At 67.8% G+C, this 25,625-nt stretch carries 24 protein-coding genes; 2 read left to right on the forward strand and 22 right to left on the reverse strand.

From position 1 onward, the window contains the following. The first annotated feature begins 31 nt into the window (after positions 1–31). Entirely contained in the window at positions 32–619 is a 588-nt protein-coding gene (locus KV697_RS05640) for a hypothetical protein (protein WP_257575632.1), read from the forward strand. Positions 620–627: 8 nt separating this feature from the next. On the opposite strand, the gene KV697_RS05645 is transcribed toward KV697_RS05640, so the two are convergent. From KV697_RS05645 to KV697_RS05745, 22 genes are all read right to left on the reverse strand, one after another. Continuing rightward, the gene (locus KV697_RS05645; RefSeq protein ID WP_219020446.1) at positions 628–1,794 is read right to left on the reverse strand and encodes a deoxyguanosinetriphosphate triphosphohydrolase; all 1,167 of its coding nucleotides are present in this window, start codon (positions 1,792–1,794) and stop codon (positions 628–630) included. After that, a complete protein-coding gene (locus KV697_RS05650; protein ID WP_219020447.1) occupies positions 1,791–3,821 on the reverse strand; it encodes an SPOR domain-containing protein in 2,031 nt (676 codons plus the stop codon). Before KV697_RS05650 ends, KV697_RS05645 begins: the two co-directional genes overlap by 4 nt. Positions 3,822–3,952: 131 nt before the next feature. After that, positions 3,953–4,423, reverse strand: coding sequence for a hypothetical protein (locus KV697_RS05655; protein ID WP_219020448.1), 471 nt, complete (start codon positions 4,421–4,423; stop codon positions 3,953–3,955). Between the two features lie 210 nt (positions 4,424–4,633). Continuing rightward, positions 4,634–6,163 carry a cell division protein FtsZ gene (gene ftsZ / locus KV697_RS05660; protein WP_219020449.1) on the reverse strand — a complete coding sequence of 510 codons (1,530 nt, stop codon included), beginning with the start codon at positions 6,161–6,163 and terminating at the stop codon, positions 4,634–4,636. Between the two features lie 119 nt (positions 6,164–6,282). Beyond that, positions 6,283–7,542, reverse strand: a complete 1,260-nt coding sequence (gene ftsA / locus KV697_RS05665) for a cell division protein FtsA (protein ID WP_056434587.1) — start codon at positions 7,540–7,542, stop codon at positions 6,283–6,285. Between the two features lie 7 nt (positions 7,543–7,549). After that, positions 7,550–8,533, reverse strand: coding sequence for a cell division protein FtsQ/DivIB (locus tag KV697_RS05670; RefSeq protein WP_219020450.1), 984 nt, complete (start codon positions 8,531–8,533; stop codon positions 7,550–7,552). After that, complete coding sequence (locus tag KV697_RS05675) at positions 8,530–9,474, reverse strand: D-alanine--D-alanine ligase (protein WP_257575633.1); 945 nt, start codon at positions 9,472–9,474, stop codon at positions 8,530–8,532. Before KV697_RS05675 ends, KV697_RS05670 begins: the two co-directional genes overlap by 4 nt. Beyond that, positions 9,471–10,358, reverse strand: coding sequence for a UDP-N-acetylmuramate dehydrogenase (murB, locus tag KV697_RS05680; RefSeq protein ID WP_219020452.1), 888 nt, complete (start codon positions 10,356–10,358; stop codon positions 9,471–9,473). Before murB ends, KV697_RS05675 begins: the two co-directional genes overlap by 4 nt. Then, positions 10,355–11,770, reverse strand: a complete 1,416-nt coding sequence (murC, locus tag KV697_RS05685; protein WP_219020453.1) for a UDP-N-acetylmuramate--L-alanine ligase — start codon at positions 11,768–11,770, stop codon at positions 10,355–10,357. The genes murB and murC overlap by 4 nt, the downstream gene beginning before the upstream one ends. After that, positions 11,767–12,918 carry an undecaprenyldiphospho-muramoylpentapeptide beta-N-acetylglucosaminyltransferase gene (murG, locus tag KV697_RS05690; protein ID WP_219020454.1) on the reverse strand — a complete coding sequence of 384 codons (1,152 nt, stop codon included), beginning with the start codon at positions 12,916–12,918 and terminating at the stop codon, positions 11,767–11,769. Before murG ends, murC begins: the two co-directional genes overlap by 4 nt. Then, positions 12,915–14,147, reverse strand: a complete 1,233-nt coding sequence (locus KV697_RS05695; protein WP_219020455.1) for an FtsW/RodA/SpoVE family cell cycle protein — start codon at positions 14,145–14,147, stop codon at positions 12,915–12,917. Before KV697_RS05695 ends, murG begins: the two co-directional genes overlap by 4 nt. Next, a complete protein-coding gene (gene murD, locus KV697_RS05700; protein ID WP_219020456.1) occupies positions 14,144–15,445 on the reverse strand; it encodes a UDP-N-acetylmuramoyl-L-alanine--D-glutamate ligase in 1,302 nt (433 codons plus the stop codon). Before murD ends, KV697_RS05695 begins: the two co-directional genes overlap by 4 nt. Then, positions 15,442–16,512, reverse strand: coding sequence for a phospho-N-acetylmuramoyl-pentapeptide-transferase (mraY, locus tag KV697_RS05705; RefSeq protein WP_061780014.1), 1,071 nt, complete (start codon positions 16,510–16,512; stop codon positions 15,442–15,444). Before mraY ends, murD begins: the two co-directional genes overlap by 4 nt. A gap of 5 nt (positions 16,513–16,517) precedes the next feature. Then, complete coding sequence (locus KV697_RS05710) at positions 16,518–17,891, reverse strand: UDP-N-acetylmuramoyl-tripeptide--D-alanyl-D-alanine ligase (RefSeq protein ID WP_219020457.1); 1,374 nt, start codon at positions 17,889–17,891, stop codon at positions 16,518–16,520. Beyond that, entirely contained in the window at positions 17,888–18,019 is a 132-nt protein-coding gene (locus KV697_RS20075) for a hypothetical protein (protein WP_257575634.1), read from the reverse strand. Before KV697_RS20075 ends, KV697_RS05710 begins: the two co-directional genes overlap by 4 nt. Further along, positions 18,016–19,446, reverse strand: a complete 1,431-nt coding sequence (locus tag KV697_RS05715; protein ID WP_219020458.1) for a UDP-N-acetylmuramoyl-L-alanyl-D-glutamate--2,6-diaminopimelate ligase — start codon at positions 19,444–19,446, stop codon at positions 18,016–18,018. The genes KV697_RS20075 and KV697_RS05715 overlap by 4 nt, the downstream gene beginning before the upstream one ends. Positions 19,447–19,456: 10 nt before the next feature. Next, positions 19,457–21,175 carry a peptidoglycan D,D-transpeptidase FtsI family protein gene (locus KV697_RS05720; protein WP_219020459.1) on the reverse strand — a complete coding sequence of 573 codons (1,719 nt, stop codon included), beginning with the start codon at positions 21,173–21,175 and terminating at the stop codon, positions 19,457–19,459. Continuing rightward, the gene (locus tag KV697_RS05725) at positions 21,172–21,837 is read right to left on the reverse strand and encodes a hypothetical protein (protein WP_219020460.1); all 666 of its coding nucleotides are present in this window, start codon (positions 21,835–21,837) and stop codon (positions 21,172–21,174) included. The genes KV697_RS05720 and KV697_RS05725 overlap by 4 nt, the downstream gene beginning before the upstream one ends. Further along, positions 21,834–22,820, reverse strand: a complete 987-nt coding sequence (gene rsmH / locus KV697_RS05730) for a 16S rRNA (cytosine(1402)-N(4))-methyltransferase RsmH (RefSeq protein ID WP_219020461.1) — start codon at positions 22,818–22,820, stop codon at positions 21,834–21,836. The genes KV697_RS05725 and rsmH overlap by 4 nt, the downstream gene beginning before the upstream one ends. Further along, complete coding sequence (locus KV697_RS05735; protein WP_084787596.1) at positions 22,817–23,332, reverse strand: division/cell wall cluster transcriptional repressor MraZ; 516 nt, start codon at positions 23,330–23,332, stop codon at positions 22,817–22,819. Before KV697_RS05735 ends, rsmH begins: the two co-directional genes overlap by 4 nt. A gap of 410 nt (positions 23,333–23,742) precedes the next feature. Continuing rightward, positions 23,743–23,994 carry a hypothetical protein gene (locus KV697_RS05740; protein ID WP_219020462.1) on the reverse strand — a complete coding sequence of 84 codons (252 nt, stop codon included), beginning with the start codon at positions 23,992–23,994 and terminating at the stop codon, positions 23,743–23,745. Positions 23,995–24,084: 90 nt separating this feature from the next. Further along, positions 24,085–25,050, reverse strand: coding sequence for a cysteine synthase A (locus tag KV697_RS05745; RefSeq protein WP_219020463.1), 966 nt, complete (start codon positions 25,048–25,050; stop codon positions 24,085–24,087). A 173-nt stretch (positions 25,051–25,223) separates the two neighbouring features. Here KV697_RS05745 and KV697_RS05750 point away from each other — a divergent pair, with 173 nt between their 5' ends. Beyond that, positions 25,224–25,610 carry a hypothetical protein gene (locus KV697_RS05750; protein ID WP_219020464.1) on the forward strand — a complete coding sequence of 129 codons (387 nt, stop codon included), beginning with the start codon at positions 25,224–25,226 and terminating at the stop codon, positions 25,608–25,610. Positions 25,611–25,625 lie beyond the last annotated feature (15 nt).

Genomic DNA, 25,625 nt, shown 5'->3' on the forward strand with positions numbered 1-25,625 from the left:
TCCTGTGCATCTTCGCAATTTGGAGGCGCTCATGAAGTATGTGGCCAGCTTGCTGACTTTTGCCTGCTTGGCGCTTTCGCCGCTTCCGGCCTATGGTCAAGGCAATCCATCGGACGATAATGCGGAAATATCCGCACTCTTCAAAGCCGACCAATCTGTTCGCGAAAATATAAAGCCCGAGCAGTTCAAGGACAGGGCGTTCGTGACGCAGATGATTGCCAACGATCGCATCCGTCGAGATCGAGCGCACGCTCTGCTAGAGGAAGGCAAACTAAAGACCGCCGACGATTTCTATCGCGCGGCCTTCATCTTCCAGCACGGCAACACGGCGAACGATTATCTTCTTGCTCACAGCCTTGCCTTGGCTGCGACGGCGAGGGGAAACAAGGATGCTCCCTGGATCGCTGCTGCCACCTTGGATCGCTATCTGCAAACCATCGGACAAAAGCAGATTTACGGCACGCAATATCTCAACAGCCGGGAAACCGGACCGACGATGGAGCCTTATGACCGGACGCTTGTGCCCGATACCCTACGCGAGACACTCGGTGTGCCATCGCAAGCCAAGCAGCAAGACCGACTGGAAAAGATGAAGTCGAGCGGCACGCTGGGCCGGTAGCACGCGGACTAAAATCCCTCCGGCAGATCGATCCCGCCCACCACTTCCCGATAACACCGCACCGCATAGCGGTCGGTCATCCCAGCGATGAAGTCCACGATGTGCCGGCTGCGCGCCGGTTCCTCGACCGGCAACCGCTCGCGCCATTCGTCGGGCAGTTGCGCAGGGTCGGCGCGATAGGCCGCGAACAGGCCCTTCACGATGCCATGTGCCGCATTCGCCGCTGCCAATTGAAGCGGGTGGTGGTAGAGATTGGCGTACATGAAGCGTTTCAAGTCGCGCTCCTCGATCCGCATCGCGTTGGAAAAGCCGACCAGTGCCCGGCCCGCCGCGCGGACGTCGGCCACGTTCTCCACACCGCTCTCGGCGATGCGGGTCCGGGTTTCCGCGACCAGATCGTTGACCATCACCCCGATCTGCGAGCGGATGAGTTCGCTCGCCAGCCGCTTGGGCGCGACATCGGGGAACTGCGCCCGCGCCGCGTCCCAGCCGCGCGCGACCAGCGGCACGGCCAGCAGCTGGTCGAGCGTCAGCAGCCCGGCGCGCAGGCCGTCATCGATATCGTGATTGTCGTACGCGATGTCGTCGGCCAGCGCCGCGACCTGCGCCTCCAGCGAGGCATGGCTGTCCAGATCGAGCGGAAAGCCCGCATCAGCCTCCTTCAACGCCCAGCCGGGATGACGCACGGGCCCGTTATGCTTGGCCAGCCCCTCCAGCGTCTCCCAGCTGAGGTTCAGACCGTCCCAGCGCGGATAGGGCCGCTCGATCTCGGTCAGGGTGCGTAGCGTATGGCCGTTATGATCGAACCCGCCCTGCTCGGCGAGTGCGGCCTTGAGCGCATCCTCGCCCGCATGGCCGAAGGGCGGATGGCCGATGTCGTGCGCCAGGCACAGCGCCTCGGTCAGATCCTCGTTCAGCCCCAGCGTGCGCGCGATCGTGCGGCCGATCTGCGCGACCTCCAGGCTGTGGGTCAGGCGGACGCGGAAATGGTCGCCGTCGGGCGCCATGAAGACCTGCGTCTTGTGACGCAGCCGCCGGAAGCTGATCGAATGGATGATCCGGTCGCGGTCGCGCTGAAACGCATCGCGGGGGCCGCGCGCCAGCGGCGTGGCCTCGTCATGACGGCGACCCCGGCTGTATTCGGGATAGGAAGCCCAGGGGGCGAAGCGGCTCACTTGGCGTCGAGCCGCGTCACCGCCTGCCCTGCGTCGCTGGTCACGGGGAAGGCCGAAACCCCCTTCCTGGCGAGCTGGTTGACGAAGGCGCGAGCCTCCGCATCGGTCTTGAACGGGCCGGTCAGGACGCGGTGGGTCGCGCGGATCGGCGTCTTGTAGCCCTTGCGCGCGGCGAACAGCTCCGGCGCCTTCGCCTTAGTCGCGGCCCATGCCTTGGGCAGATCGTCCTCGTTCGCGCCGCCCGCGACCTGGACCCAGATCCGCTCGGGGTTGGCGCGCGCACGCTTCTTTTCCTCCGCCTCTTCCTTGGCGGCGAGCGCCTTTTTCTCGGCCTCGGCCTTTTTGGCGGCCGCCGCCTTCTTCTCGGCGGCGGCCTTGGCGGCGGCGGCCTTTTTCTCGGCCGCCGTGGGCGCGCGGGGCGCGGCCTCCGCTTCTTCGGTCTTTTCGCGCGCCTGACGGTCGCGCTCGGTCTTGGCGCGCGCCTCCGCAACGACACGCTGCGCGCCGTTGCTCACCGGGGTCGTGGCGGCGATGGCGGCGGGGCGCTCGGGGCCTTCGACGCCCAGTTCGGAGGCGGGGATCGAGAGATTGGCGACGATCCGCGCCAGCACCGAGTCCTCACGCGCCGAGCGGGCGGGCGTCGGTGGCGTGCGGCGAGCGGCTACCCGCGTCGGGCGGGTTGCCGGGCTATCGTCCTCGACCTTGCTCGGCAGCGGCTGGACCATCGCGGTGGCCACCGGTGTGGGCTTGACGGGCACGGGGTCCGGCGCGGGCACGGTCTGCACCATCTGGAGCGGAGGCGCCGACGCAGGCGTCGCGGGCAAAGGCTGGACCATGGCGGTCGCCGTCGGGCTGGATGCCGCCGGAGTCGCGACCGGCGCAGCGGGCAGCGGCTGGATCATCGGCCGCGTGGTGTTCGACGCCATCTGGACCGGCGCACGGGCCTCCGTCGCGCTCGGCAACGCGCTGGTGAAGCCCGGCTGCGGTTGCGGCTGGGTGGGCGCCTGAGTCTGGGGCAAGGGCTGGACCATCCGCATTGGGGCGGCGGCGACGCGCGGGCTGGTCGCCGATGCCATTTGCGTCGGTGCGGGCGTGGCCGGGGTGGTATTGGCGGCCATCGCGACGCCGCGCGCATTGCGCCCGCCCCGTCGCCGCTCTTCACGCGCCGATACCGGAACGGCCGTGGCGACCGGAGCGGAGGCCAGCGCCACCGGCGCTTCCGGCGTCAGCGGCGGCAGGTTCGGGGCGAGCTTTGCATCCGCCAGCCGCTCGGGCGTCGGGCGGGTCTCGCCGAAATGGACGGCAAAGGCGCGATCGACGGCGGGCAGGCTCGGCAGCCGCTGGAAAAAGGGTTGCAGCCCCTGCGCCAGCTGCGGCGGCATCATGGTCGAGGCGATCCGGGTCGCCTCGGGCAGGTCGCCACCCATTGCCAGGATGAAGGCCCGCGCCCGCCACGCCGCCCGGTCGGTCTTGCGCAGCAGCGGATCGAGCTGTTCGAGCGCCTGTTCGCGCTGCCCCGAAATGCCGAGCGACAGGGCATAACGGCGGACGATCTCGTCGGTCGGGGCGCTCGCCAGCGCCAGCCGGTAGTCGCGCTGCGCCCGCGCCTGATCGCCGATCAGGTCATAGGCCAGACCGCGATCGCCCGCGAACCGCGCGGGCGGCATCCCCGCTGCCTCGGCTTGGGTGAAATAGCGCAGCGCCTCGCCCGGCCGTTCCGAGCGGACCAGGATTGACCCCATGCCCGCCTTGATACGCGGGTCGCGGGCATCGACCTTTTCGGCGCGTGCCAGCAGCGAGGCGGCACCCGACAGATCGTCGAGATGGATGGACAGTTCCGCCGCCTCGACCAGCGCATCGACATCGCGCGGGTTCTGCGCGACGCGGCGCATCACGTCCCCCAGCTTGTCGGCATCGGTGGTGCCGGGAAGCGGCTGAACCACTTCCTGTGCGAGAAGGGGCACGGGCGCGGCGGCGAGGGCCAACGCGAGCGCGAGCGAGGCGCGGGGAAAAATTGCGAACGTCATGGGACTGTCGCCCATAAAGCGCGTTTTCCGGCGCGCGGCAATGGTTAACCCATCACTGGCGCGCCCGAGCGCTCCGGACCGTCGACCAACAGGCGATAACTCCGCGCCCACATCCTTCTCGGCCCTGGCGGTCAGCGGCGCGGATCGGCCACGAACGAGGTCTTCGCGCCCTTGGCCAGCACCACATAGGCACGGTTCCATGGCTGGTCGCCCAGCATGGTCCAAGCATGGCCGGTGCCGGTATGGTCCTCCGCGACCAGCACGTCGCCGGGATGCAGGGTAAAGCTCTCGCCCGTCCTGGTCACGAACTTCAGGGTGCCCGCCAAGGTCAGCACATATTGCGGCTCGGGATCATTGTGCCAGTCGAAATGCGAATGCGGTGCGGTCGTCTTGAAATGGATTTTTTCGACTGCGCTCGGCACACCGGGCGTCACGCTGCCCTCCTCGACATGCGAGTTGCCGTCCGGGCCGGTGAACAGGCGGAAGGCATGGATGCGGCTATGGCCGGGCGCAGGCTGGGCCGTGGCGACGCTTGTCGCCAGCGCAACAGCCAGCGCCGAACTGGCGGCGATGGCGCAGGATTTCAGTGGGTTGAAGCGCATTGCGTTCTCCGTGTCTGGCTATCGCCGCGCGAGGGGCGGGCTTTCAAGCGGGACGGATCGCATCGGGGGCCGCCACAGACGAGTGAAATTCCTGTAAGATGACCGCTTCGACGAGGCCCCTCCCCACCGCCGAGCGCACGAAAAAGGCCCGTGCGATCCTGTCGCACGGGCCTGATATCGGTCCGGTATGCCCGCCGGGCGGGCCGGAAATTACTGGTTGTTCTGGCGATGCAGGAAGCGCGGAATGTCGAGCGACGAGTCCGATCCGCCCTGCGCATTCTCGTCACGCGGCGCACCACGCGCCGCGTTCGACATGCGCTCGAACAGCGTACCACCCAGCTTCACGCGCGGGGCGGGCTGTGCTGGGGCTTCGCCTGCCTCGCTGCCGGGGGCCAGCCAGCGGCGGCGGGCTTCGTCGCTGCCCGGTGCGGGCTCGACGGCGGCGGGATGCGACGGTGCCGCAGGGGCGGGAACGATCGTGTCGGCGCCCAGCACCAGCTCGTCATCGGCCGCCGGAGCGGGGGCCGGGGCGGGCGCGGGCTTGGCCACCGGCGCAGCGATGCTCGACGCGACGGGTGCCGCCACCGGGGCGGGTGCGGGCGTGGCGACCGGCTGCTCGACCGGGGCGGCCGGAGCCACGCTGGCCTGCGGCGCAGGTGCGGCGGCGGCGGGTTCACTCGGGCGATAGCTGGGCGTCTCGTCCGACTTGCGGGCCATGCCGCCCATGCTGAAGCTGCTGCGGTTCGCTTCCGACGGCGACGGCGCGACCTTCAGATCGGCGTCGATGCCGGTCGCGACGACCGACACGCGGATGCGACCTTCCAGCTCGGGGTTGAACGCCGAACCCCAGATGATGTTCGCGTCCGGATCGACCAGCTCGCGGATATGGTTGGCGGCCTCGTCGACCTCGAGCAGGCGCATGTCGTCGCCGCCGGTGATCGAGATGATGACGCCCTTGGCGCCCTGCATCGACACGCCGTCGAGCAGCGGGTTGGCGATCGCCTTCTGCGCCGCCTCGATCGCGCGATTGTCGCCGGTGGCTTCACCGGTGCCCATCATCGCCTTGCCCATCTCCTGCATCACCGAGCGGACGTCGGCGAAGTCGAGGTTGATGAGACCCGGCATGACCATCAGATCGGTGATGCCGCGCACGCCCTGCTGCAGCACCTCGTCCGCCATCGCGAACGCTTCCTTGAAGGTCGTGTTGGCGTTGGCGATCAGGAACAGGTTCTGGTTGGGGATGACGATGAGGGTATCAACGTACTTCTGAAGCTCTTCGATGCCGCCATCGGCCGACTTGGCGCGACGATTGCCCTCGAAGGCGAAGGGCTTGGTCACGACGCCGACCGTCAGGATGCCCATGTCGCGCGCCGCCTTGGCGATGACCGGGGCCGCACCGGTGCCGGTGCCGCCGCCCATGCCCGCCGCGATGAAGCACATATGGCTACCCTCGAGCAGACGCGACAGGTCGTCGATCGTCTCTTCGGCCGCCGCGCGACCGATCTCGGGACGGCTGCCCGCACCCAGCCCTTGCGTGATCTTGGCACCCAGCTGGATCCGCTGCGGCGCGATCGACTGCTTCAGCGCCTGCGCATCGGTATTGGCGACGAGGAAATCCACGCCCTGTACCTCGGCGCGCATCATGTTCGCGATCGCGTTGCCGCCGGCACCGCCGACGCCGATGACCGCGATACGCGGCGTCAGCTCGTCGACCTCGGGTGCGATGAATTCGATGCTCATCCCAATTCTACTCCGCCGTTCCCGGTCGATACGCTAAGACCAGGCCCCTGAATAACTGTTAGTGCACCAGCGACCGGCCCGGTGCCAACCCAAAACTGCCGAGTTTATGGCAGATTGACTTAATAATTTGCCTTCGCCGCCTGAATCAGCCGTCGGAACAGCCCCATGCCGCTCGGCCGGTGTACCGTCTGGTTCACCGCGGGGATGCTGCGCAGGTCGATCGGGTCGGTCGCGGCATAGAAAGCCAGCCCCGCGAGCGTCGCGAAAGCCGGTCCGCCATGCGCATCGGGCAGTCCGGTCAGCCCACGCGGTCGGCCGATGCGGACCGAGCGGCCCAGCGCCTGCTGCGCGTAATCCGCGATGCCCTTCAGCTCTGCGCCGCCGCCGGTCAGCACCACCTGACGCCCGACCGGCCCCTCGAACTTCAGATGCTGGAGCGCCTTGCGGATCTCGCCCATCTGATGCTCCAGCCGCTGGCGGATCACGCCGATCAGCTGCGCCTTGGTGATCTGCATCGTGTCGCCGCCATCCTCGGCCGAGATGGGCGTCACCTGGATCATGTCGTGATTGTCGCGCGGGGAGGCATTGGCCGAGCCGTGAAAGCACTTCATCCGCTCGGCCATCTGCCGCCGCGTCCCGAAAGCGGAGGCCACATCGTCGGTGATGTCGGCCGCGCCCATCGGCAGCGAGCACAACCCGACCAGCATCCCGCCTGCGAACAGCGAGACATTGGTGATCCCCGCCCCCATCTCGACCAGCGCGACGCCCAGCTCGCGCTCCTCGTCGGACAGGCAGGCAAGACCGGTCGCGACGGGGGCGGCGATGATCGACTTTACCTCCAGATGCGCCGAGCGGACGCACAGGTCGAGGTTGCGCACCGGCGAGCCATCGGCCGCGACGACATGGATATGCACGCCCAGCCGGTCGGCGTGCAGCCCCAACGGCTTCTTCACGCCGGTCAACCCGTCGAGCGTGTAGAGCGCGGGCTGCGCGTGCAGCACCATGCGCCCCTGCGGGTCGATCGAGTTGCGCCCGGCCGCCAGCAATGCGTCGATATCGCCCTGCTCGACCTGATGGCCGCCCAGCTCGAACTCGACCTCGGCCACGTCGGACACCAGGCCACCGGCCGAAAAGCCGACCCACACATTTTCGATATTCAGGCCCGCGATCCGCTCGGCCTGTTCGACCGCCTCGCGCACCGCCGCCTCGGTCGCGCCCATATCGGCGATATAGCCGCGCTTGACGCCCCGGCTCTCGCGCTGGCCCGTTCCCAAGACGATCAGCTCGCCGCCATCGCCCTTGCGCGCGATCAGCGCGGAGACCTTGGACGACCCGATGTCGAGTGCGGTAATCAACCCTTCGGGCGCAATCTTTGCCATGACCTTGCTACCCCTGTACTGCCCCCGGAGCCGCCGCCCCTTCGGACGCCGCCCCGCCCGCGTCATTACCATCCGCGTCATTCCCGGACGCGGGATCGCCTGCCACATCCCCGGCCTTGGCCGGATCGGCAAGCGCATGATTCTGATTCAAACCGGGCTTTCGCGCAACCAGCTTTGCGGGGTCGCGCATGTCAAAGCGCAGCCAGCCGCGCCCGAGCAGCGGCCGCGAGCCGTCCATCGCGGCGAACTTCATCAACGCCGCCCCCGCCCCGTCCTCGGGCAGCGCCAGCGTCTCGCCGCTGTCGAAGGTGATGTCCCAGCGGCGATTGCCGATCCAGGTCGCTGCCTTGACACGGGGTTTCAGCGCGGGCGCAGCGGACAGCAACGCCTGATAGGCCGGTTCCTGCAGATTGGCGCCCGGCCCGATGATCAGCGGCAGGTCGGGCATCGCCTCGGCCCGTACCGGCTCCAGCAGCACGCCGCCCGCGTCGATCAGGGTCAGCTGGCCGTTATCCTGCCACACTGCCGCCGGGGTCCGCTCCTCGATATCGACGAGCAGCGTGTCGGGCAGACGGCGCGAGACATGCGCGTCCTTGATCCAGCCATAGCGGAGCAGCTTGGCACGCACGTCTTCCAGATTGACCAGCGGCATCGCCCGGCTCTGCTGGTCGAGCGCGACGGCATAGACGGTCATCCGGTCCATGCGCTTCAGGCCCGTCACCTCGATCTGCTGGACGCGGAACCCGGCATGGCCCGCCTGTTCGGCGATCGCGGTACCGATCATGCCGGGCACGCCGACATAGGTCGCGACCGCCAGCACCGCCGCGCCCGCGCCGCCCAGGATCGTCCAGGTGACGGCCTTCTTGATCGTCTCCTCGCTGACCGGCACCTTGGCCAGCAGGCGCTGCGCCAGCGTGACGCGCTTGACCGGCTGGCGGCGGCGGGGCGCCGGACGGCGCGGGGGGGGGCCGCGCTTGATCGTCCGGCTCATCCCGCCTGATCCTTGTACCAAGCGATCGCCTCGTCCACGATCGCCTGAACCAGCGTGTCGTAATCCATGCCGACATGGCGGCCCTGTTCGGGCACCAGGCTGAGCGGGGTCATACCCGGCTGGGTGTTGACCTCCAGCAGGAACAGCCCGTCGACCCCGCGCTCGTCATCCCAGCGGAAGTCGGAGCGCGAGGCACCGCGACAGCCCAGGATGCGATGCGCCTCCAGCGCCAGCGACTTGCACGCCTCGGCGATCTCGTCGGGAATCTGCGCGGGGCAGACATGCTCGGTAAGGCCGTCGGTGTACTTCGCGTCGAAGTCGTACCAGCCATTCTTGGGCTTCAACTCGGTCACGCCCAGCGCACGGTTGCCCAGCACGGCGGTGGTCAGCTCGCGGCCCCGGATATAGGGCTCGGCCAGCAATTCCTCAAACTCGCCCCAGGGACCGGCGGCATCGCGCGCAATGGGCTGGCCATGGTTGCTGGTGTCGGTGACGATCGCGACGCCGACCGAGGAACCCTCGTTCACGGGCTTGAGCACATAGGGGCGCGGCAGCGGATCGGCGGCGAACAGATCCTCCGACTTCACGATGCGGCCGCCGGGCATCGGAATGCCGTGCGGCACGAGCGCCTGCTTGGTCAGCACCTTGTCGATCGCGATGACCGAGGTGGCGAGGCCCGAATGGGTGTACGGAATGCCCATCAGGTCGAGCATGCCCTGCACCGTGCCGTCCTCGCCGGGTGAACCGTGCAGTGCGTTGAAGACGATATCGGGCTTGGCTTGCGTCAGCCTGGCCGCAAGGTCGCGGTCCATGTCGATCCGGGTAACGCGGTGGCCGTTTCGCTCCAGCGCGTCGGCGACGCCCGCCCCGGACATCAGCGACACCGGCCGCTCCGCCGACCAGCCGCCCATCAGAACCGCGATATGCAGATTGTCGGTCACTTCGCGATTCCCACTCTTTGTATTTCCCATTCGAGGCAAACGCCCGACTGCGCCTTCACGCGGGCGCGCACATCCTCGCCCAGCGCCTCGATCTCCGCCGCCGTGGCGTTGCCGAGGTTGAGCAGGAAATTGCAATGCTTTTCCGACACCTGCGCGTCGCCCAGCGTCAGCCCGCGACAGCCCGCCGCATCGACCAGCGCCCAAGCCTTGTGCCCGTCCGGATTCTTGAAGGTCGAGCCGCCGGTCTTGGACCGCAGCGGCTGCGACGCCTCACGCGCAGCGGCGATGCGGTCCATCTCGGCCTGGATGTCGGCAGGTTCGGCGGCATGGCCCCGAAAGGTCGCCTCGACCACCACCGTGCCGTCGGTCAGGTTGGAGTGGCGATAGGTATATTCCAGATCGACGATCCCCACCGTCTCGACCGTGCCGTCGCGACGCACAACCGTGGCGGAGACCAGCACGTCCGCCACCTCGCGGCCATAGGCGCCGCCGTTCATCCGCACGAAGCCGCCGACCGTGCCGGGGATCGAGCGCAGAAACTCCAACCCGCCAATGCCCGCATCGCGCGCGTTGGACGAGACCAGGATGCCCGAGGTGCCGCCGCCACAGGTGATGAGGTGCCCCTCCCCGGCCCGCGCATAGCTGAACGGCTTGCCGAGCCGGATCACGACGCCCGGCACGCCGCCGTCGCGCACGATCAGATTGGAACCGAGGCCCAGCGCCATGACGGGCGTGTCGGCCCCGAGCGCCCGCAGGAACGCCGACAGGTCATCCGTGTCCTTGGGCTCCAGCAGATATTCGGCCGCTCCGCCCGCCTTGAACCACACGAGCGGCGCCAGCGGCGCGGCGTGCGTCAATCGACCGGCGGTGTCGGGCAGGTTCATCGGCGCGCCTCGATGGCGCTCGCCAGGCCCGCCGCCCATTTGGTGATGTCGCCCGCGCCCAGGCAGACGATCATGTCGTCCGCGCGGATCGAGCCTGCCAGTTCCTCGGCCAGCGCATCGGCGTCGGCGACCGTCGCGGTCGAGCGATGCCCGCGCCGCTTCAGCCCCTCGACCAGCGCCTGCGCGTCGACGCCCTCGATCGGCTGCTCTCCCGCCGCGAAGACCGGCGTCACCAGCACGCGATCGGCATCGTTGAAGGCGGTCTGGAACTCCTCCATCAGATTGCCGAGCCGGGTGAAGCGGTGCGGCTGCACCACCGCGATCACACGACCACGTGCGCCTTCACGCGCGGCGGCCAGCACGGCACGGATCTCGACCGGGTGATGGCCGTAATCGTCGATCACGGTCGCCGTGCCGCCATCGACCGCGATCTCGCCGACCTTGGTGAAGCGGCGCTTGACGCCGCCGAACTGGCTGAAGCCCTGTTGGATGGTCGCATCGTCGATGCCCAGTTCCAGCGCCACGCCGATCGCAGCCAGCGCGTTCTGGACATTGTGACGGCCGGGCATGGGCAGCTCGATCCCCTCGATCGAACGGCTGGAGCCGTCGCGGTTGCGGATGATCGCCTCGAACCGGTTGCCGCCGGGAATCGGCGTGACATTGACGCCGCGCACGTCCGCCTGCGCCGAAAAGCCATAGGTCACGACGCGCCGGTCGCGCACGCGCGGCAGGATGTTCTGCACCTCCGGGTGGTCGAGGCAGAGCAAGGCCGCGCCGTAGAAGGGGACATTCTCGACGAACTCGACGAACGCGTCCTTCACCCGGTCGAACGAGCCATAATGGTCGAGATGCTCGGGATCGATATTGGTCACGACCGCGATCGTGCCGTCGAGGCGCAGGAAGCTGCCGTCGCTCTCGTCCGCCTCGACGACCATCCAGTCGCTGGCGCCCAGGCGCGCGTTCGAGCCATAGCTGTTGATGATGCCGCCATTGATGACGGTCGGATCCACCCCGCCCGCATCCAGCAGCGCCGCGACCATCGAGGTGGTCGTGGTCTTGCCATGCGTACCCGCCACCGCGACGGTGGACTTCAACCGCATCAGTTCGGCCAGCATCTCGGCACGGCGCACCACGGGGATGCGACGTTCCAGGGCCGCTTCGACTTCGGGGTTCGATCGGGTGATCGCGGTCGAGGTGACGACCACCGCCGCATCGCCCAGATTGTCGGCGGCATGGCCGATCGCAACCGGAATGCCCTTGTCGCGCAGCCCTTGCACCACATAACCCTCGGCCACGTCGGAGCCCTGCACCCGGTAGCCGAGATTCTTCATCACCTCGGCAATACCCGACATGCCGATGCCGCCGATGCCGACGAAATGGATCGTGCCGATATCCGTGGCGACGCCCTTCATGCGCCTGCTCCCGCCAAATTCCGTGTCCTTTGCGATTTGCCCACCGGCAAGACCATGCGCGGCGCGTCGAGGCTTTCGACTAGATCGGCGAGGTCGCTCGCCGCCTCGGGCCGTCCGCAGGCGCGTGCGCGGCCCGCCGCATTCTCCAGCGCCGCCGGGTCGAGGCCCAGCTTCTGCATCTGCTTCGCCAGTTCCACGGGCGTGAAGTCGCCCTGCGCGATGGTCCGCGCGCCGCCCGCCTTCGTCATCTCTCGCGCGTTCACCGTCTGGTGATCGTCGGTCGCCGAGGGCAGCGGCACCAGGATCGCTGGGCGGCCCGCGACCGTCAGCTCGGCCAGGGTCGAGGCCCCTGCCCGCGCGATCACCAGATGCGCCCAGGCGAGCTGCTCGGGCAGGTCGGGCAGATAGGTGGCGAGTTCGGCCGGAATCTCATGCTCGGCATATTTGGCGCGCACCGCGTCGATATCCTCGATCCGCGCCTGATGCGTCACCTGCAAGCGCCGCCGGAAGGTGACGGGCAGCATGGCGAGGCCATCGGGCACGACCTGGCTGAGGATGCTCGCCCCCTGGCTGCCGCCGGTGACGAGGACGCGGAAGATACCGTCCTCTTCCAACAGTGGATAGGGGCGCGAGCGCAGCGCCAGCACCTGATCGCGGACCGGATTGCCGATCAGCCGGGTCTTGGCCGCATGCTTGGCGCTCAGCCGCTGCGTATCCTCATAGGATAGGGCGATCGCATCGACCTTGCCCGCGACCAGCCGGTTGACCCGGCCGAGCACGGCGTTCTGCTCGTGGATGGCGGTCGGAATCCCTTCCGCAAACGCCGCCAGCAAAGCGGGCATCGCCGGATAGCCGCCGAAACCGATCACCGCCGCCGGGCGGAACGTCTTGTAGAGTTCGCGCGCCATGGCCCGGCCGCGCCACATTTCGCGCAGTGCCTTGGCCCAGCCGACCGGCCCGCCCGAAAAGCGCCCGGCGGGCAGGACGTGGGTCTGGATATCCTCGAACAGTCCCGGGAAGCGCACGCCGCGCGCGTCGGATACCAAGGCGACGCGGTGGCCGCGCCGGGTCAGCTCGGCCGCCAGCGCGGCGGCGGGAACCATATGGCCGCCGGTACCCCCGGCGGCGAGGACGAAGTGACGGCTCATTGCCCGCTCCACCTGACTACATAGGGGCTGCGCGTCAGGAACGGATTGCGCCGGGTGAATGCCAGCAACAACCCCATCCCGATCGACAGCGCGATCATCGACGAGCCGCCATAGCTGATGAACGGCAGGGTCATCCCCTTGGACGGGGCCAGCCCCGTATTCACCGCCATCGAAATCAGCGCCTGCGCGCCGAACTGCACCGCCAGCCCGGAGGCCGCGTAGAGCTTGAACTCGTCCTGTTCGTCAAGCAGCTTCACGAACACGCGCACCACGATCGCCAGGAAGACGAGCGCGATGATCGAGCAGGCGATCAGCCCGAACTCCTCGCCGATCACCGAGAAGATATAGTCGGTATGCGCCTCCGGCAGGCCGAACTTGGCGGTGCCCCCGCCCGGCCCGGTCCCGGTCCAGCCCCCCGCGGTCAGGGTGTTGTGGGCGGCATTGACCTGGAAGTGGTCGGCCGCGCCCTCGCCGTCGACATCGGGGAAGAGGAATGCGTTGATGCGGTTCCGCGCCACGCTGTAGAACATATAGGCCGCCGTCAGCCCGACCGGCACCATGGCGGCGAGCCCCAGCATGATCCGCATCGGGGTGCCGGAGATCATCAGCAGCGCCGCCCAGATCACGCAGAAGACGATGGTCTGGCCGAAATCCGGCTGCATCATCAACAGTCCGGCGACCAACCCGGTCAGCCCCATGGTGATCAGCGTGGCGGGCAGATCGCGCTCCCTGGCCTTGAGCGACAGGAGCCAGGCGGTCGTCACGACGAACATCGGCTTCAGGAATTCGGACGGCTGGAACTGCGCGAAACCGAAGCCTATCCAGCGCCGCGCGCCGTTGATCTCCACCCCGATAAAGGGCGTGACCGCCAGGATCGCGATCAGCACGCCCGTCCCCAGCACCGCCATGCGCCGCGCGGTCACGACGGGCAGCATCGACACGGCGAACAGCACGGGCAGCGAGACGCCGACCCACATCACCTGTCGCCAGAAATAATAAAGCGGCGCGAACTTCCGATGCTCGCCCGAATAGCGCATCGCCGTGGCCGGGCTGGCGGCCGCGACTGCGATCAGGCCAATCGCGATCAGGAACAGGGTGAGCAGCAGCAACACCCGGTCGATATCCCAGAACCAGGTACCCAGCGGCGAGCGGTCGCCACGCCCGCCCCGGCCCTTGATCGATCCGATCAGGCCGGGGCGCGGGGTGGCTTTGGATGCACGCTCTTTCATGCCAGAGCCTCCACCGCCGCGCGGAAGGCGTCGCCCCGCGCTTCGTAATCGCGAAACTGGTCGAAGCTGGCGCAGGCCGGGGACAGCAACACCGTGTCGCCGGGCTGCGCTGCGGCAGCCGCATGGGCAACCGCTGTCTCCAGCGTGCCCGACCGCTCGACCACGGGCACCTTGTCCTTCAACAGGTCGAAGAACAGCGGCGCGGCCTCGCCGATGGTATAGGCCGCGACGACATGGTCCAGATGGGCGGCGCAGGCGTCAAGATCGTCGCCCTTGCGCTTGCCGCCGACGATCCAGTGGACGCGGGAGAACGCCGCCAGTGCGGGCGCGGTGGATTCGGGGTTGGTCGCCTTGGAGTCGTTGACGAACGCCACGCCGTTCCGGGTCGCGACATACTGCATCCGGTGCGGCAGGCTGGCATAGGTGCGCAGACCCGTCCGAATAGTCTCCACATCAAGGCCCAGAATATCGCATACCTCGACGGCGGCACGGGCGTTATGCCGGTTATGTGGTCCCTGCAAAGCAGGCCACTCGCGCTGTTCGCGATCGTCGATAGGCTTGAAGTCGAAAGCATCCTCAATAAAGCTCGCGACTAAGCCCTTTGAGCCGCCCAAAGCATCATGATCGGCTGCAGAGACGACATCGACCACCGCATTACGCCCGGCCGACTGCATCGAAAACAGCCGCGCCTTGGAAGCTGCGTACCCCTCGAACCCGTCATAGCGGTCGAGATGGTCGGGCGTGATGTTGAGCAGCACCGCAACGTCGCAATCCAGGCTCTGCGTCAGGTCGATCTGATAGCTGGACAGCTCCAGCACATAGACGCCACCCTCGGGCAGAGGCTCCTGGCCCAGGATCGGCAGGCCGATATTGCCGCCCATCAGGGTCGGCACGCCCGCCGTCTTCAGGATGTGGTGGACCAGCGCGGTCGTGGTCGACTTGCCGTTGGTGCCGGTGATGCCGACAACCTTGTGCGGCGGCAGGTCTTTGCGGGCTTGTGCAAACAGCTCGATATCGCCGATCACCGGCACGCCCGCCGCCCGCGCGGCGGCGGCCAGCGGGTGCGTGTTGAGCGGCACACCCGGCGACACGACCAGCGCGTCGAAGCCCGACAGGTCGTCGAGCGGCGCGATGCTCAGCCGGTCATGCGCGGCAAAGGCCCCGCGCTTGGCGGGATCGCTGTCCCACGCCACTACGCTCGCCCCGCCCTGCAACAGCGCCGAAACGGTCGCGGCGCCGGAGCGTGCGAGCCCCAGCACCGCGTAACGTTTCCCCGCCCAGTCGCTGGCGACGATCATCGCAGCTTCAACGTCGACAAGCCCGCCAGCGCCAGCACGAAGGCGATGATCCAGAAACGGATCACCACGGTCGGCTCCGACCAGCCGAGCTGTTCGAAGTGATGGTGGATCGGCGCCATGCGGAACACGCGCTTGCCTGTCCGCTTGTAGAAGAAGACCTGGATGATGACCGACATCGCCTCGACCACGAACAGGCCGCCGATGATGCCCAGCACGATCTCGTGATGCGCGACCACTGCGATGGTGCCGAGCGCGCCGCCCAAGGCCAGGCTGCCGGTGTCGCCCATGAATACCGCCGCCGGTGGGGCATTGAACCAGAGGAAGGCAAGGCCCGCCCCGACCACCGCGCCGCAGAAGATCGCCAACTCGCCTGCGCCCGGCACATGCGGGATGCCCAGATAATCGGCGAACTTCACGTTACCGGCCAGATACACGATGACCATGAACGCGACGCTGGCGATGATGACCGGCATGGTCGCCAGGCCGTCCAGCCCGTCGGTCAGGTTCACCGCATTGCCGAACGCGACGATCGTGAAGGCGGCGAACAGCGGATAGAAATAGCCCAGGTCGATATACATGCGCGAGGTGAAGGGCAGGTACAGATGCGGCCCGTTCTGCCCCATGATGATCCATGCCGCGACGCCCGCAATGGCGAACTCCAGCAGCAGCCGGGTCTTGCCAGACACACCCGCCGTCGAGGCCTTCCGCACCTTGTCGTAATCGTCGAGGAAGCCGATCGCGCCGAACCCGAGCGTCACGAACAGGCACGCCCAGACGAACGGGTTGAAGACGTTCATCCAGATCAGGATGGATAGCGTCATGCTGGTCAGGATCATCAGCCCGCCCATGGTCGGCGTGCCGCGCTTGGCGAGGTGGGTCTGCGGCCCGTCGGCGCGGATCGGCTGCCCCTTGCCCTGGCGGACGCGCAGCCAGCCGATGAAGCGCGGCCCGATGATCAGGCCGATGAACAGCGCGGTCGCCACCGTCGCGCCAGTGCGGAACGACTGGTAACGGATGAGGTTGAGAAGCCCCGGAAACCCGAGATGCTCCGCGATCCAGTACAGCATCTAACTCACGCCCCGCCCGTTGGGGTATCGCCGCGCAGGGCCGCCACGACACGCGACAGCCCAACCCCGTTCGACCCCTTGATCAGCACCACGTCATCCGGTGCGATGATAGCGGCCATCGCCTCGCGCGCGGCCTTCGCATCCGCCACATGGACGAAATCGACCCGCCCCTCAAGCGCGGCCGCCAGCGGCGCCATCGATTCGCCGACCAGCAGCGCCCGTTCGACGCGCGCCGCAATGATCGGTTCGGCCAGCCCGGCGTGATAATCGGCCGAGTCCTCGCCCAGTTCGCGCATCTCGCCCAGCACCGCGACATGCTGCCCCGGCTCCTCGGCCAGCACGGCCAGCGTCGCGCGCATCGAGGCGGGATTGGCGTTATAGCTCTCGTCGATGACCAGTGCGCCATTGGCCGCCCGGAACCGCGCGCCCCGCCCTGCCAGGCCACCCAGTTCGGCCAGCGCGAGGCCCGCCAGCCCCAGATCGCCGCCTGCCGCGTCGATGGCGGCGAGCACCGCCAGTGCATTCGACACCCAATGCCGCCCCGGCTGGGACAAAGTGAAGTTCAGTTCCTTGTCGCCCAGCTTGGCGGTCACGAAGCTGCCCCCGGTCGCGCCGCGCATCGCCTCGACCGCGCGGACATCGGCGGCGGGATCAAAGCCGAAGGTCACGATCCGGTCGGCATGGGGTTTGGCGGCGGCGATCAGCCGGTCGCGGTGCGGGCTGTCATAAGGGATGATCGCCGTGCCGCCGGGTTGGAGACCCTGGAAAATCTCGCCCTTGGCGTCGGCGATGGCGGATTCGTCGGGGAAGAATTCGGTATGCGCAGGCGCGATGGCGGTGACGATCGCGATATGCGGGCGCACCATCGCGGTCAGCGCGGACAGTTCGCCCGCATGGTTCATCCCCATCTCGAACACGCCAGCGCGAACGTCGCGCGGCATCCGCGCAAGGCTCAGCGGCACGCCGGTATGGTTGTTGTAGCTTTTGACCGAGCGGTGCACCGCGCCGCGCCAGCCACGTTCGAGCGCCGCGTAGAGCGCCTCCTTCGCGCTGGTCTTGCCGACCGAACCAGTGACACCGATGATCGTCGCCGGAGTCCGCGCCCGGCTGGCACGGGCCAGATCCTCCAGTGCGTGGAAGCTGTCGGCGACCCGAACATGCGGATGGTCGGTCGGGTTGCTGACCAGAGCCCCCGCCGCACCTTGCGCGAACGCCTGATCGAGGAAGCGATGACCATCGGTCGCCTCGCCCGACATGGCGACGAACAGGTCGCCGGGGCCGACCTCACGGCTGTCGAAGGCAACGCCCGAAACGGCGAAGTCGGCGGAGGCCGTGCCGCCGGTCGCCGCCGCGATCTCCTGCGCGGTCCACAAGTTCATTTGCGTTCCTCGGCCGTTTTCGCCCCATAATGCAGCGACAGCTTGGGCCGCACCCGTGCGGGCGCGTCCGGCTGTGCGGCATCGGCCTTGTCCACCGGGGGCGTCTTGGTCGGAGCCTGCGCCGTCATGCCGCACACTCCCGCGCGACGGTGACATCGTCGAAGGGCAGGACGAGGTCGCCGACGATCTGGCCCTGCTCATGCCCCTTGCCCGCGATCAGCACAATGTCCTGCTCCCCCGCCTCGGCGATGGCGGCGGCGATGGCTTCGCGACGGTCGCCGATCTCGATCGCCCCGGTCGCACCGCGCATCACCTGTGCGCGGATCGCGGCGGGGTCTTCGGTGCGGGGGTTGTCGTCGGTCACGATCACCCGGTCGGCATGCATCGAAGCAACCTGCCCCATCGCCTCGCGCTTGCCCGGATCGCGGTCGCCGCCCGCGCCGATCACGACGATCAGGCGTCCGCCCGCATGGGGCTTCAGCGCAGCGATCGCCGCCTCGATCGCATCGGGGGTATGCGCATAGTCGACATAGACCGGCGCACCGCTGCGCGCGATGGCGGCGCGCTCCAACCGCCCGCGCACCGGCTGCAACCGGGCGAGGTTCGCGATGGTCGTGACCAGATCGCCGCCCGTCGCCAGCACCAGTCCCGCCGCGACCAGCGCATTGGCGGCCTGATAGGCGCCGATCAGCGGCAGTTGCACCTTGTACGCCTGCCCATGCTCGTCCTCGATCACCAGCCCCTGGCCCAGCAGGGTCGGATGCCGCTCGACCAGTTTCAGCGTCGATCCGCGCGTCCCCACCGTGACCAGCTTGTTGCCGCGCGCCCGTGCCAGGTCGATCACCCGGCCGCTCTGAACGTCATCGGCCCAGACGACCGCCGTGCCCTCGGGCGACAGCACTTCGGAGAAAAGCCGCATCTTCGCCGCGAGATAGGCGCCCATGTCGCCATGATAGTCGAGATGATCGCGCGACAGGTTGGTGAAGGCCGCCGCCGACACCTCCAGCCCTTCGGTCCGATACTGGGTCAGGCCGTGGCTCGACGCCTCAAACGCCAAATGGGTCACGCCCTCGCGTGCGAGCCCAGCGACGTTGGACAGGAAGGTCACGACATCGGGCGTGGTCAGCCCGGTATAGGTCCGCTCGTCGGCGGTGGTGACGCCGAGCGTCCCGATCGAGGCGGCGTGATGCCCCGCCATACGCCAGAGCTGGCGCGTCATTTCGACCGTGGAGGTCTTGCCGTTGGTGCCGGTCACTGCCACCGCCGTCGCCGGGAACGGCGCAAAGAACGCCGCCGCCAGCCGGGCAAAGGTCGCGCGCGGCTCGTCGGAGGCGATGTGGACCGCGCCCTCGACCGTCACGCCCGGTCGCGCGACGACCGCCACCGCACCGCTGCGCACCGCATCGGCGATGAAGTCCTCGCCATTCACCCGCGCGCCCTGGAACGCGCCGAAGATCGTGCCGGGCGCGACCTTGCGGTGATCGATCGCGAAACCGGAGACGAGGGCGTCGCCGCCCTCGCCCGTGATGCCATGGTCCAACTGGTTCAGCTTCATGCCGCGCCCCTCATCGTCCATCCACCGGCGGCGATTTCGGATCCTGCCACAGGGTCGGCAGGATGTCCGACTCGTCGATATCCTTGGTGGCGTCGGGCACCACGCCCAGCATCGCGCCGACCCGCGTAATCGTCCGCCCGACGACCGGCGCGGCGTTCCAGGCTGCGGTCTTCCACCCTCCGGTCTCCTTCGTCCCCTTTGGCGAGTCGAGCATCGCCAGCACCACATAGCGCGGCGCATCCATCGGGAAGGCCGCCGCGAAGGTAGCGACGTTGCGCGACCGATCATAGCCGCCCGCGACCGCCGCCTCGGCAGTGCCGGTCTTGCCGCCGACGCGGTAGCCGGGCGCATCGCCCTTGCGCCCCGTGCCGCGCATCACGATCAGGCGCAGCATCTGCCGCATCTTGTAGCTGGTCGTCTCGCTGATTACCCGCCGGCCGGCCGCGGCATGGCCCGGCGCGACCTTCATCAGCGTCGCGGGGCGCCAGATGCCGCCATTGACCAGCGCCGCATAGGCCGAGGCCAGATGCAGCGGCGTCACCGCGATGCCGTGACCATAAGCGGTGGTCATCGTCGTCGTGCGCGCCCAATAGGTCGGCAGCAGCGGACGTCCCTTTTCGCGAAGCTCGATATCGGGCTTGGTATCGAAGCCCAGCTTCTTGAACATGGTCTGCATCCGCTGCGGCCCGATCTCGTCGGCGATGCGCGCGGTGGCGATGTTGGACGAATAGATCAAAGTCTCGGCCATGTTCAGCCAGCGCTTCGGATCGCCCGCTTCGTCATGGATGGTATAGCCGCCGACCTTGAGCGGATGGGTCGCGTCGAAGCGCCGCTGCATCGAGGTGACGACGCCATTCTCCATCGCGGTCGCCATGGTGATCGGCTTGAAGGTCGAACCCAGCTCGAACACGCTCTGCGTCGTGATGTTGCGCAGTTCCTCGGTGCCCGCCATGCCGACCCGGTTGGGGTTGAAGGTGGGCAGCGAGACCATCGCGATCACTTCGCCGGTATGCACGTCCAGGATGATGCCGCCGCCGCCCCGCGCGGAGAAGGTGTTCATCGCGCGGCCGAGTTCGCTTTCCAGCGCAGCCTGGGCGCGGGTGTCGATCGACAGGGCGACGGGCTTGCCCGTCTGCGCCGGGTTGAGCAGCCGCTCGTCGAGCACGCGCTCCATACCGCTCATTCCGTGCCCGTCGGTCGACAGGAAGCCCAGCGCATGGGCGGCGAGCGAGGATTGCGGATAGAGGCGCTGCGTCTCACGGTCGAAGACGAGGCCGGGTTCGCCGATGGCGTTGACCTGCTCGACCAGCGTCGGGCTGGCGCGGCGTTGCAGATAGACGAAATTGGCCTTGCGGGTCAGCTGGTTATAGAACCACGCCTGATCGCCGCGATCGGGCATCAGCGCGGCGAGCCGCGCGGCGATCTCCATCGGGTCGCCGATCAGCTTCTTCGGATGGACCGCGATCGTCCAGCTGTCGATGGTGCGGGCAAGCGGCGCGCCGTTGCGGTCGACGATGTCGCCGCGCGCCGCCAGCGTGGCGGTCCGCGCCGCCGCATCGGCAGGTCCGGCGAACACCGCCAGCAGCATCAGCCGCCCGATCACGACGAGCACCGCCGCGCCGAACAGCATCATCAGCATCATCAGACGCATATGCGTCGTCGCGACCAGCGCGTGGCGCTGGCCGGCGGTACGCTGCGTTCCGGCGGGACGCGCGACCAGAACGCTCAACGCCGCCGCCGCGATTCGGTCTTGGCGCCCTTCAGAATGTCACCCAGCGTCGTGTCGGAGAGCAGCTGGCGGTCGAGCATCGCCACGGCTTCCGGCCGAACCTTCGCAACGGCGGCGGCGGTGCGGACGGTCGCGATCGGCGCAGTCTTGGCCTTCTTGGCGCTGACGACATGCTCCGACACGGCCTGGACAATCTGGGGCTTGGGCAGGTCGACCTTGGCGAGACGGACGACGGGAGCAGGCGCGTTGGGCTTGGCCGGGGCGGCAGGCGCGGCGGCGGCCACGGCTTCCGGCTGGACGATCACGGGCGCGGGCTGCGAGGGGACGAGCAGCGCGGCGGTCTGGATCGCGCCCTCGGCCGGACCACGGGTCACGTCGAGCGAGGCGAGCTGCGCCTCGTCACCGACGAACTGGCCCGCGACCGGCGCGGTCAGCGCCAGCGTATCGCCATTCCACTTTTCCAGCTGGACCAGATTGGCGCGGGTGTCGAACTCGGTCTCCAGCGCGCGGATGTCCCGCTGCGCAGCGGCGATGCGGCCGTTGACGTCGTCGAGCTTCTTGCGCTCCGCCGCCACCTGCAAGGAGACCAGGTAGAATCCCAGGACGACCGCCACGCAGCTCCCGAACCACCCTATCCCCTTCAACCGATACGCCGCCGTCATACGCCAAACTCCTGACTCAACTCGCCCCCCGGCGCCCTTCCCCGTAACCCGTCATGACCCGCCGACCAGGCGGGCGCTTCCGTACGCGTCGCAAAACGTAGCGTCGCCGAACGCGCGCGCGGATTGCGAGCCAGTTCAGCCTCGCCCGCGCGCACCGCCTTGCCGACCTGGGCAAAGCTGGGTGCCCGCGCCGCCGCCTGTTCCGGCAGGTGGCGCGACCCGCCCGGCATCTGCCCGGCACGCTCACGGAAGAAGCGCTTGACCATGCGATCTTCCAGACTGTGGAACGTGACCACCGCCAGGCGACCACCCGGCTTCAGCGCGCGCTCGGCCGCTGCAAGCCCCTCTGCTAGTTCGTCCAGTTCGCGGTTCACATGGATGCGGATCGCCTGGAAGGTCCGCGTCGCCGGGTCCTTCTTGTCATGCGGGCGATAGCCCAGCGCCCGGCGGACCACGGCGGCCAGCTCGCCGGTGCGGGTCAGCGGGCGCGCGGCGACGATCGCCTGCGCGACGCGGCGCGAACGCGGCTCCTCGCCATAATGATAGAGGACATCGGCGATGGCGGCTTCATCGGCAGTGTTGAGGAAATCGGCCGCCGACTCGCCCGCCTGCGCCATGCGCATGTCGAGCGGGCCGTCACCCTGGAACGAAAATCCGCGCTCTGCCTGGTCGAGTTGCATCGAGGATACCCCGATATCCAGCACCACACCATCAACGCGGGCCGACAGCTCCTGATCCAGATTGGAAAATTCGCGGTGGATCAGGGTCAGGCCCGGCTCGGCGGCGACCAGCGCCTGGCCATTGGCGATGGCATCAGGATCGCGGTCGAAGGCCACGACCTTCGCGCCGCGCCCCAGCATCGCGCGGGTATAGCCGCCGGCGCCGAACGTGCCGTCGACATGCGTCTCACCGGGGGCGATGGCGAGCGCGTCGAGAACCTCGTCGAGCAGGACGGGGATGTGCGGGGCGTCGGCTGTGCTCACAGCGCGATCCCCTTTTCCTGGCAATGGAAGCGTGCAGCGGAGATCATCTTGGCGGGCAGGCCCGGCGTCTCGACCAGCGTCTTGGGGTCCCAGATTTCGATATAGTCGAACGTGCCCCAGAAAAAGGCATGGCCAGTGATCCCGGCATGGAAGCGGGGAAAGCCCGGCATGATGAAACGTCCCGACCCGTCGAAGGGCACCGCCTCGCCATTCGCCAGGTCGCGCTTGATATTGTAATCGATGCGGCCGTCCGGCCCGCGCGACATCTCAGTCCGCGCGTCCAGTTCCTTTTTCAGCACGGCAACATAACCCGGATCATAGGCGATCAGACAACGCTCGGTTTCATGGACCGCAATGATGATGGTCCCGCCATCCTTTCCGTCGGGGCGCGGCGCATTTTGAGCCAGCGTAGAGCGGAGCGCATTAGGGATGGCAACGCGACCCTTGTCGTCGACAAGGCCAATGCCACTTCCCTGATACAAACCCCTTTCGGACACGCCAACCTCGCACATGGCGCGCACGGCCTCGCTGCTTCGGAACACGGCCACCGCCGCATTCCGACCATTTCTGGTTCACAGTGAGCCTGCCCCTCTGTTGAGATTTGGTTTACCTATAGCAGAACCGGGAGGCAACGGGATTTTTGGGGAGAAGCGGGGAAATCAGGTCTGGAAGCGGGGTTATGCGACCAACGGCTGGTCGATATGCGGGATCAGCCGCATCGCCCCGGTGAAGGAAAGTGTTGGAATTCCGCCGATCGGGGCGATTTCCCCGATTTTCCCCGGTCCGATCGACGCAGGAAGACGATCACTGTGAGCTTAACTTTTATTAAGCAAAAAGTCCGGTCCGGCCGCGAATGGCGGGTCGCTGGTCGGGACTCGATCGGGGGAAAGGGCGCTCGTCAGGCCGCCGCCGACGACGACGCTCAGTGCGCCGCTTCGGCCGGGGCCTGGGTATTGACGGGTGCGGGAGCGACGCCCAGTTCGGCCAGCGGCTCGCTGCTCGACGGAGTGGCGGCGTTGGCCATCGTCATGTCGGCAACCATGTTGGACTGCGCCGCACCGGCCGCCACGACCGGCGGCTCGTCATGTTTCAGCGAGCCCAGGATCGTACTGGCAATCGCGATCAGCAGGATGACGGCGGCCAGGCCGATCATGCCGACTTTCACGCGCTGCATGATATGATGATGGTCGGGTGACTTCATGGAATTCGGTAATAGTATCTCGTACGCCGCGTTCTGTCGACCTCCGGCGCGAAAGGGTGGCGGCTATAGCCCCTTCTCAGCCCGCCACGCCGGGTTGTGGAGCGTGGAGAGGTAGCGAAACCCGGTATCGCACAAAATGGTTGCGATGCGCTTATCAGGCCCCAGCGCCCGTGCCAGCGCCACCGCGCCCGCGACGTTGATGCCGGAGGACAGGCCCAGGCACAACCCCTCCTCGCTCAGCAACCGCTGCACCCAATACCAGCCCTCCGCGTCCGAAATCCGAAATTGGGTATCGATCGGCGCACCTTCCAGATTGGCGGTGATCCGCCCTTGCCCGATGCCCTCGGCGACCGAGGAGCCTTCGGACTTCAGTTCGCCATGCGCGTAATAATCGTACAGCGCGGCGCCATGCGGATCGCTGAGCGCGATCGTCACCGATTCGTCATGGGCCTTCAGCCCAAGCCCGACACCCGCCAGCGTACCGCCGGTCCCGGCCGCGCAGGTGAAGCCGTCAACCCGCCCGCCCATCTGGTTCCAGATTTCCTCAGCGGTGCCGACGATGTGCGCGCGGCGATTGGCGATATTGTCGAACTGGTTGGCCCAGACGGCATTGTCCGTCTCCTCGGCGATCCGGCGCGAGGTGTGGACGAAATGACAGGGGCTGGAATAGGGCGCGGCGGGCACCAGCACCAGCTCGGCCCCCAGCGCGCGCAGCGTGTCCATCTTCTCGCGGCTCTGCGTCTCGGGCATCACGATGATCGTGCGATAGCCCTTGGCGTTGGCGACCAGCGCCAGGCCGATGCCGGTATTGCCCGCCGTCCCCTCGACGATCGTGCCGCCAGGACGCAGCAGTCCGCGCGCCTCGGCATCCTCGACGATGAACAGCGCCGCGCGGTCCTTCACGCTGGCGCCCGGATTGGCGAATTCGCACTTGCCGTAAATGTCGCAGCCCGTGGCCTCGCTCGGCCCTTTCAGGCGGACGAGCGGGGTGTTGCCGATCAGGGCCAGCGTGTCGGAGATCACTTCCATGCCGCCTAGATGGCCCCTGCTCCGCCGTCGGGCAAGCCAAGCCTTGCTTGTGCGCCGCCAAGCATAAGGAGGGTCGGGCGGGCGCGGGCGCGCGAAATGTGGGACATTCGGACACATGACGCGCAGGTCACGCTTGACGCCGGGTTGCTGCATTTGCGAAGCACCGCCTCGCTATGAAGAGCCTCCTCCCCCTCATCGTCGCCGCACCGCTGCTCGCCCTGGCAGCGTGCAATTCCAAGCCCAGCCAGCCCGAGGTCGTCGACACCAATCCCGACCCCATGGCCAACATCCTCGCCAATCGCGCCCCGGTCGAACTGCCGCCCGCGATCAAGGCGGACAAGAGCTTCCGCTGCAAGGACAACAGCCTCGTCTTCGTCACCTTCTTCCAGGGCGACAAGCAGGCCAATGTTCGCCTGAAGGAAGGCGAAACCCCGGTCGTGCTGAAGGCACCGGCCGCCGGTGAACCGCTGACCGCCGAGGGCGGCTGGAAGATGACCGGCGACGAAAAGGCCGTCACCCTGACCACGCCGAAGAAGGCCGCGCAGGTCTGCCACATCTGATCTGCGTCCAATCCG

This window comes from Sphingomonas sanguinis (assembly GCF_019297835.1).
GTDB classification, from domain to species: domain Bacteria; phylum Pseudomonadota; class Alphaproteobacteria; order Sphingomonadales; family Sphingomonadaceae; genus Sphingomonas; species Sphingomonas sanguinis_D.

Excerpts from the sequence above, each read along its gene's own strand:
- KV697_RS05640 (WP_257575632.1), top strand. The coding sequence starts at position 32 with ATGAAGTATGTGGCCAGCTTGCTGACTTTTGCCTGCTTGGCGCTTTCG.
- KV697_RS05650 (WP_219020447.1), bottom strand. The coding sequence starts at position 3,821 with ATGACGTTCGCAATTTTTCCCCGCGCCTCGCTCGCGCTCGCGTTGGCC.
- KV697_RS05655 (WP_219020448.1), bottom strand. The coding sequence starts at position 4,423 with ATGCGCTTCAACCCACTGAAATCCTGCGCCATCGCCGCCAGTTCGGCG.
- ftsZ (WP_219020449.1), bottom strand. The coding sequence starts at position 6,163 with ATGAGCATCGAATTCATCGCACCCGAGGTCGACGAGCTGACGCCGCGT.
- ftsA (WP_056434587.1), bottom strand. The coding sequence starts at position 7,542 with ATGGCAAAGATTGCGCCCGAAGGGTTGATTACCGCACTCGACATCGGG.
- KV697_RS05670 (WP_219020450.1), bottom strand. The coding sequence starts at position 8,533 with ATGAGCCGGACGATCAAGCGCGGCCCCCCCCCGCGCCGTCCGGCGCCC.
- murB (WP_219020452.1), bottom strand. The coding sequence starts at position 10,358 with ATGAACCTGCCCGACACCGCCGGTCGATTGACGCACGCCGCGCCGCTG.
- murC (WP_219020453.1), bottom strand. The coding sequence starts at position 11,770 with ATGAAGGGCGTCGCCACGGATATCGGCACGATCCATTTCGTCGGCATC.
- murG (WP_219020454.1), bottom strand. The coding sequence starts at position 12,918 with ATGAGCCGTCACTTCGTCCTCGCCGCCGGGGGTACCGGCGGCCATATG.
- KV697_RS05695 (WP_219020455.1), bottom strand. The coding sequence starts at position 14,147 with ATGAAAGAGCGTGCATCCAAAGCCACCCCGCGCCCCGGCCTGATCGGA.
- murD (WP_219020456.1), bottom strand. The coding sequence starts at position 15,445 with ATGATCGTCGCCAGCGACTGGGCGGGGAAACGTTACGCGGTGCTGGGG.
- mraY (WP_061780014.1), bottom strand. The coding sequence starts at position 16,512 with ATGCTGTACTGGATCGCGGAGCATCTCGGGTTTCCGGGGCTTCTCAAC.
- KV697_RS05710 (WP_219020457.1), bottom strand. The coding sequence starts at position 17,891 with ATGAACTTGTGGACCGCGCAGGAGATCGCGGCGGCGACCGGCGGCACG.
- KV697_RS20075 (WP_257575634.1), bottom strand. The coding sequence starts at position 18,019 with ATGACGGCGCAGGCTCCGACCAAGACGCCCCCGGTGGACAAGGCCGAT.
- KV697_RS05715 (WP_219020458.1), bottom strand. The coding sequence starts at position 19,446 with ATGAAGCTGAACCAGTTGGACCATGGCATCACGGGCGAGGGCGGCGAC.
- KV697_RS05725 (WP_219020460.1), bottom strand. The coding sequence starts at position 21,837 with ATGACGGCGGCGTATCGGTTGAAGGGGATAGGGTGGTTCGGGAGCTGC.
- KV697_RS05735 (WP_084787596.1), bottom strand. The coding sequence starts at position 23,332 with ATGTGCGAGGTTGGCGTGTCCGAAAGGGGTTTGTATCAGGGAAGTGGC.
- KV697_RS05740 (WP_219020462.1), bottom strand. The coding sequence starts at position 23,994 with ATGCAGCGCGTGAAAGTCGGCATGATCGGCCTGGCCGCCGTCATCCTG.
- KV697_RS05745 (WP_219020463.1), bottom strand. The coding sequence starts at position 25,050 with ATGGAAGTGATCTCCGACACGCTGGCCCTGATCGGCAACACCCCGCTC.
- KV697_RS05750 (WP_219020464.1), top strand. The coding sequence starts at position 25,224 with ATGAAGAGCCTCCTCCCCCTCATCGTCGCCGCACCGCTGCTCGCCCTG.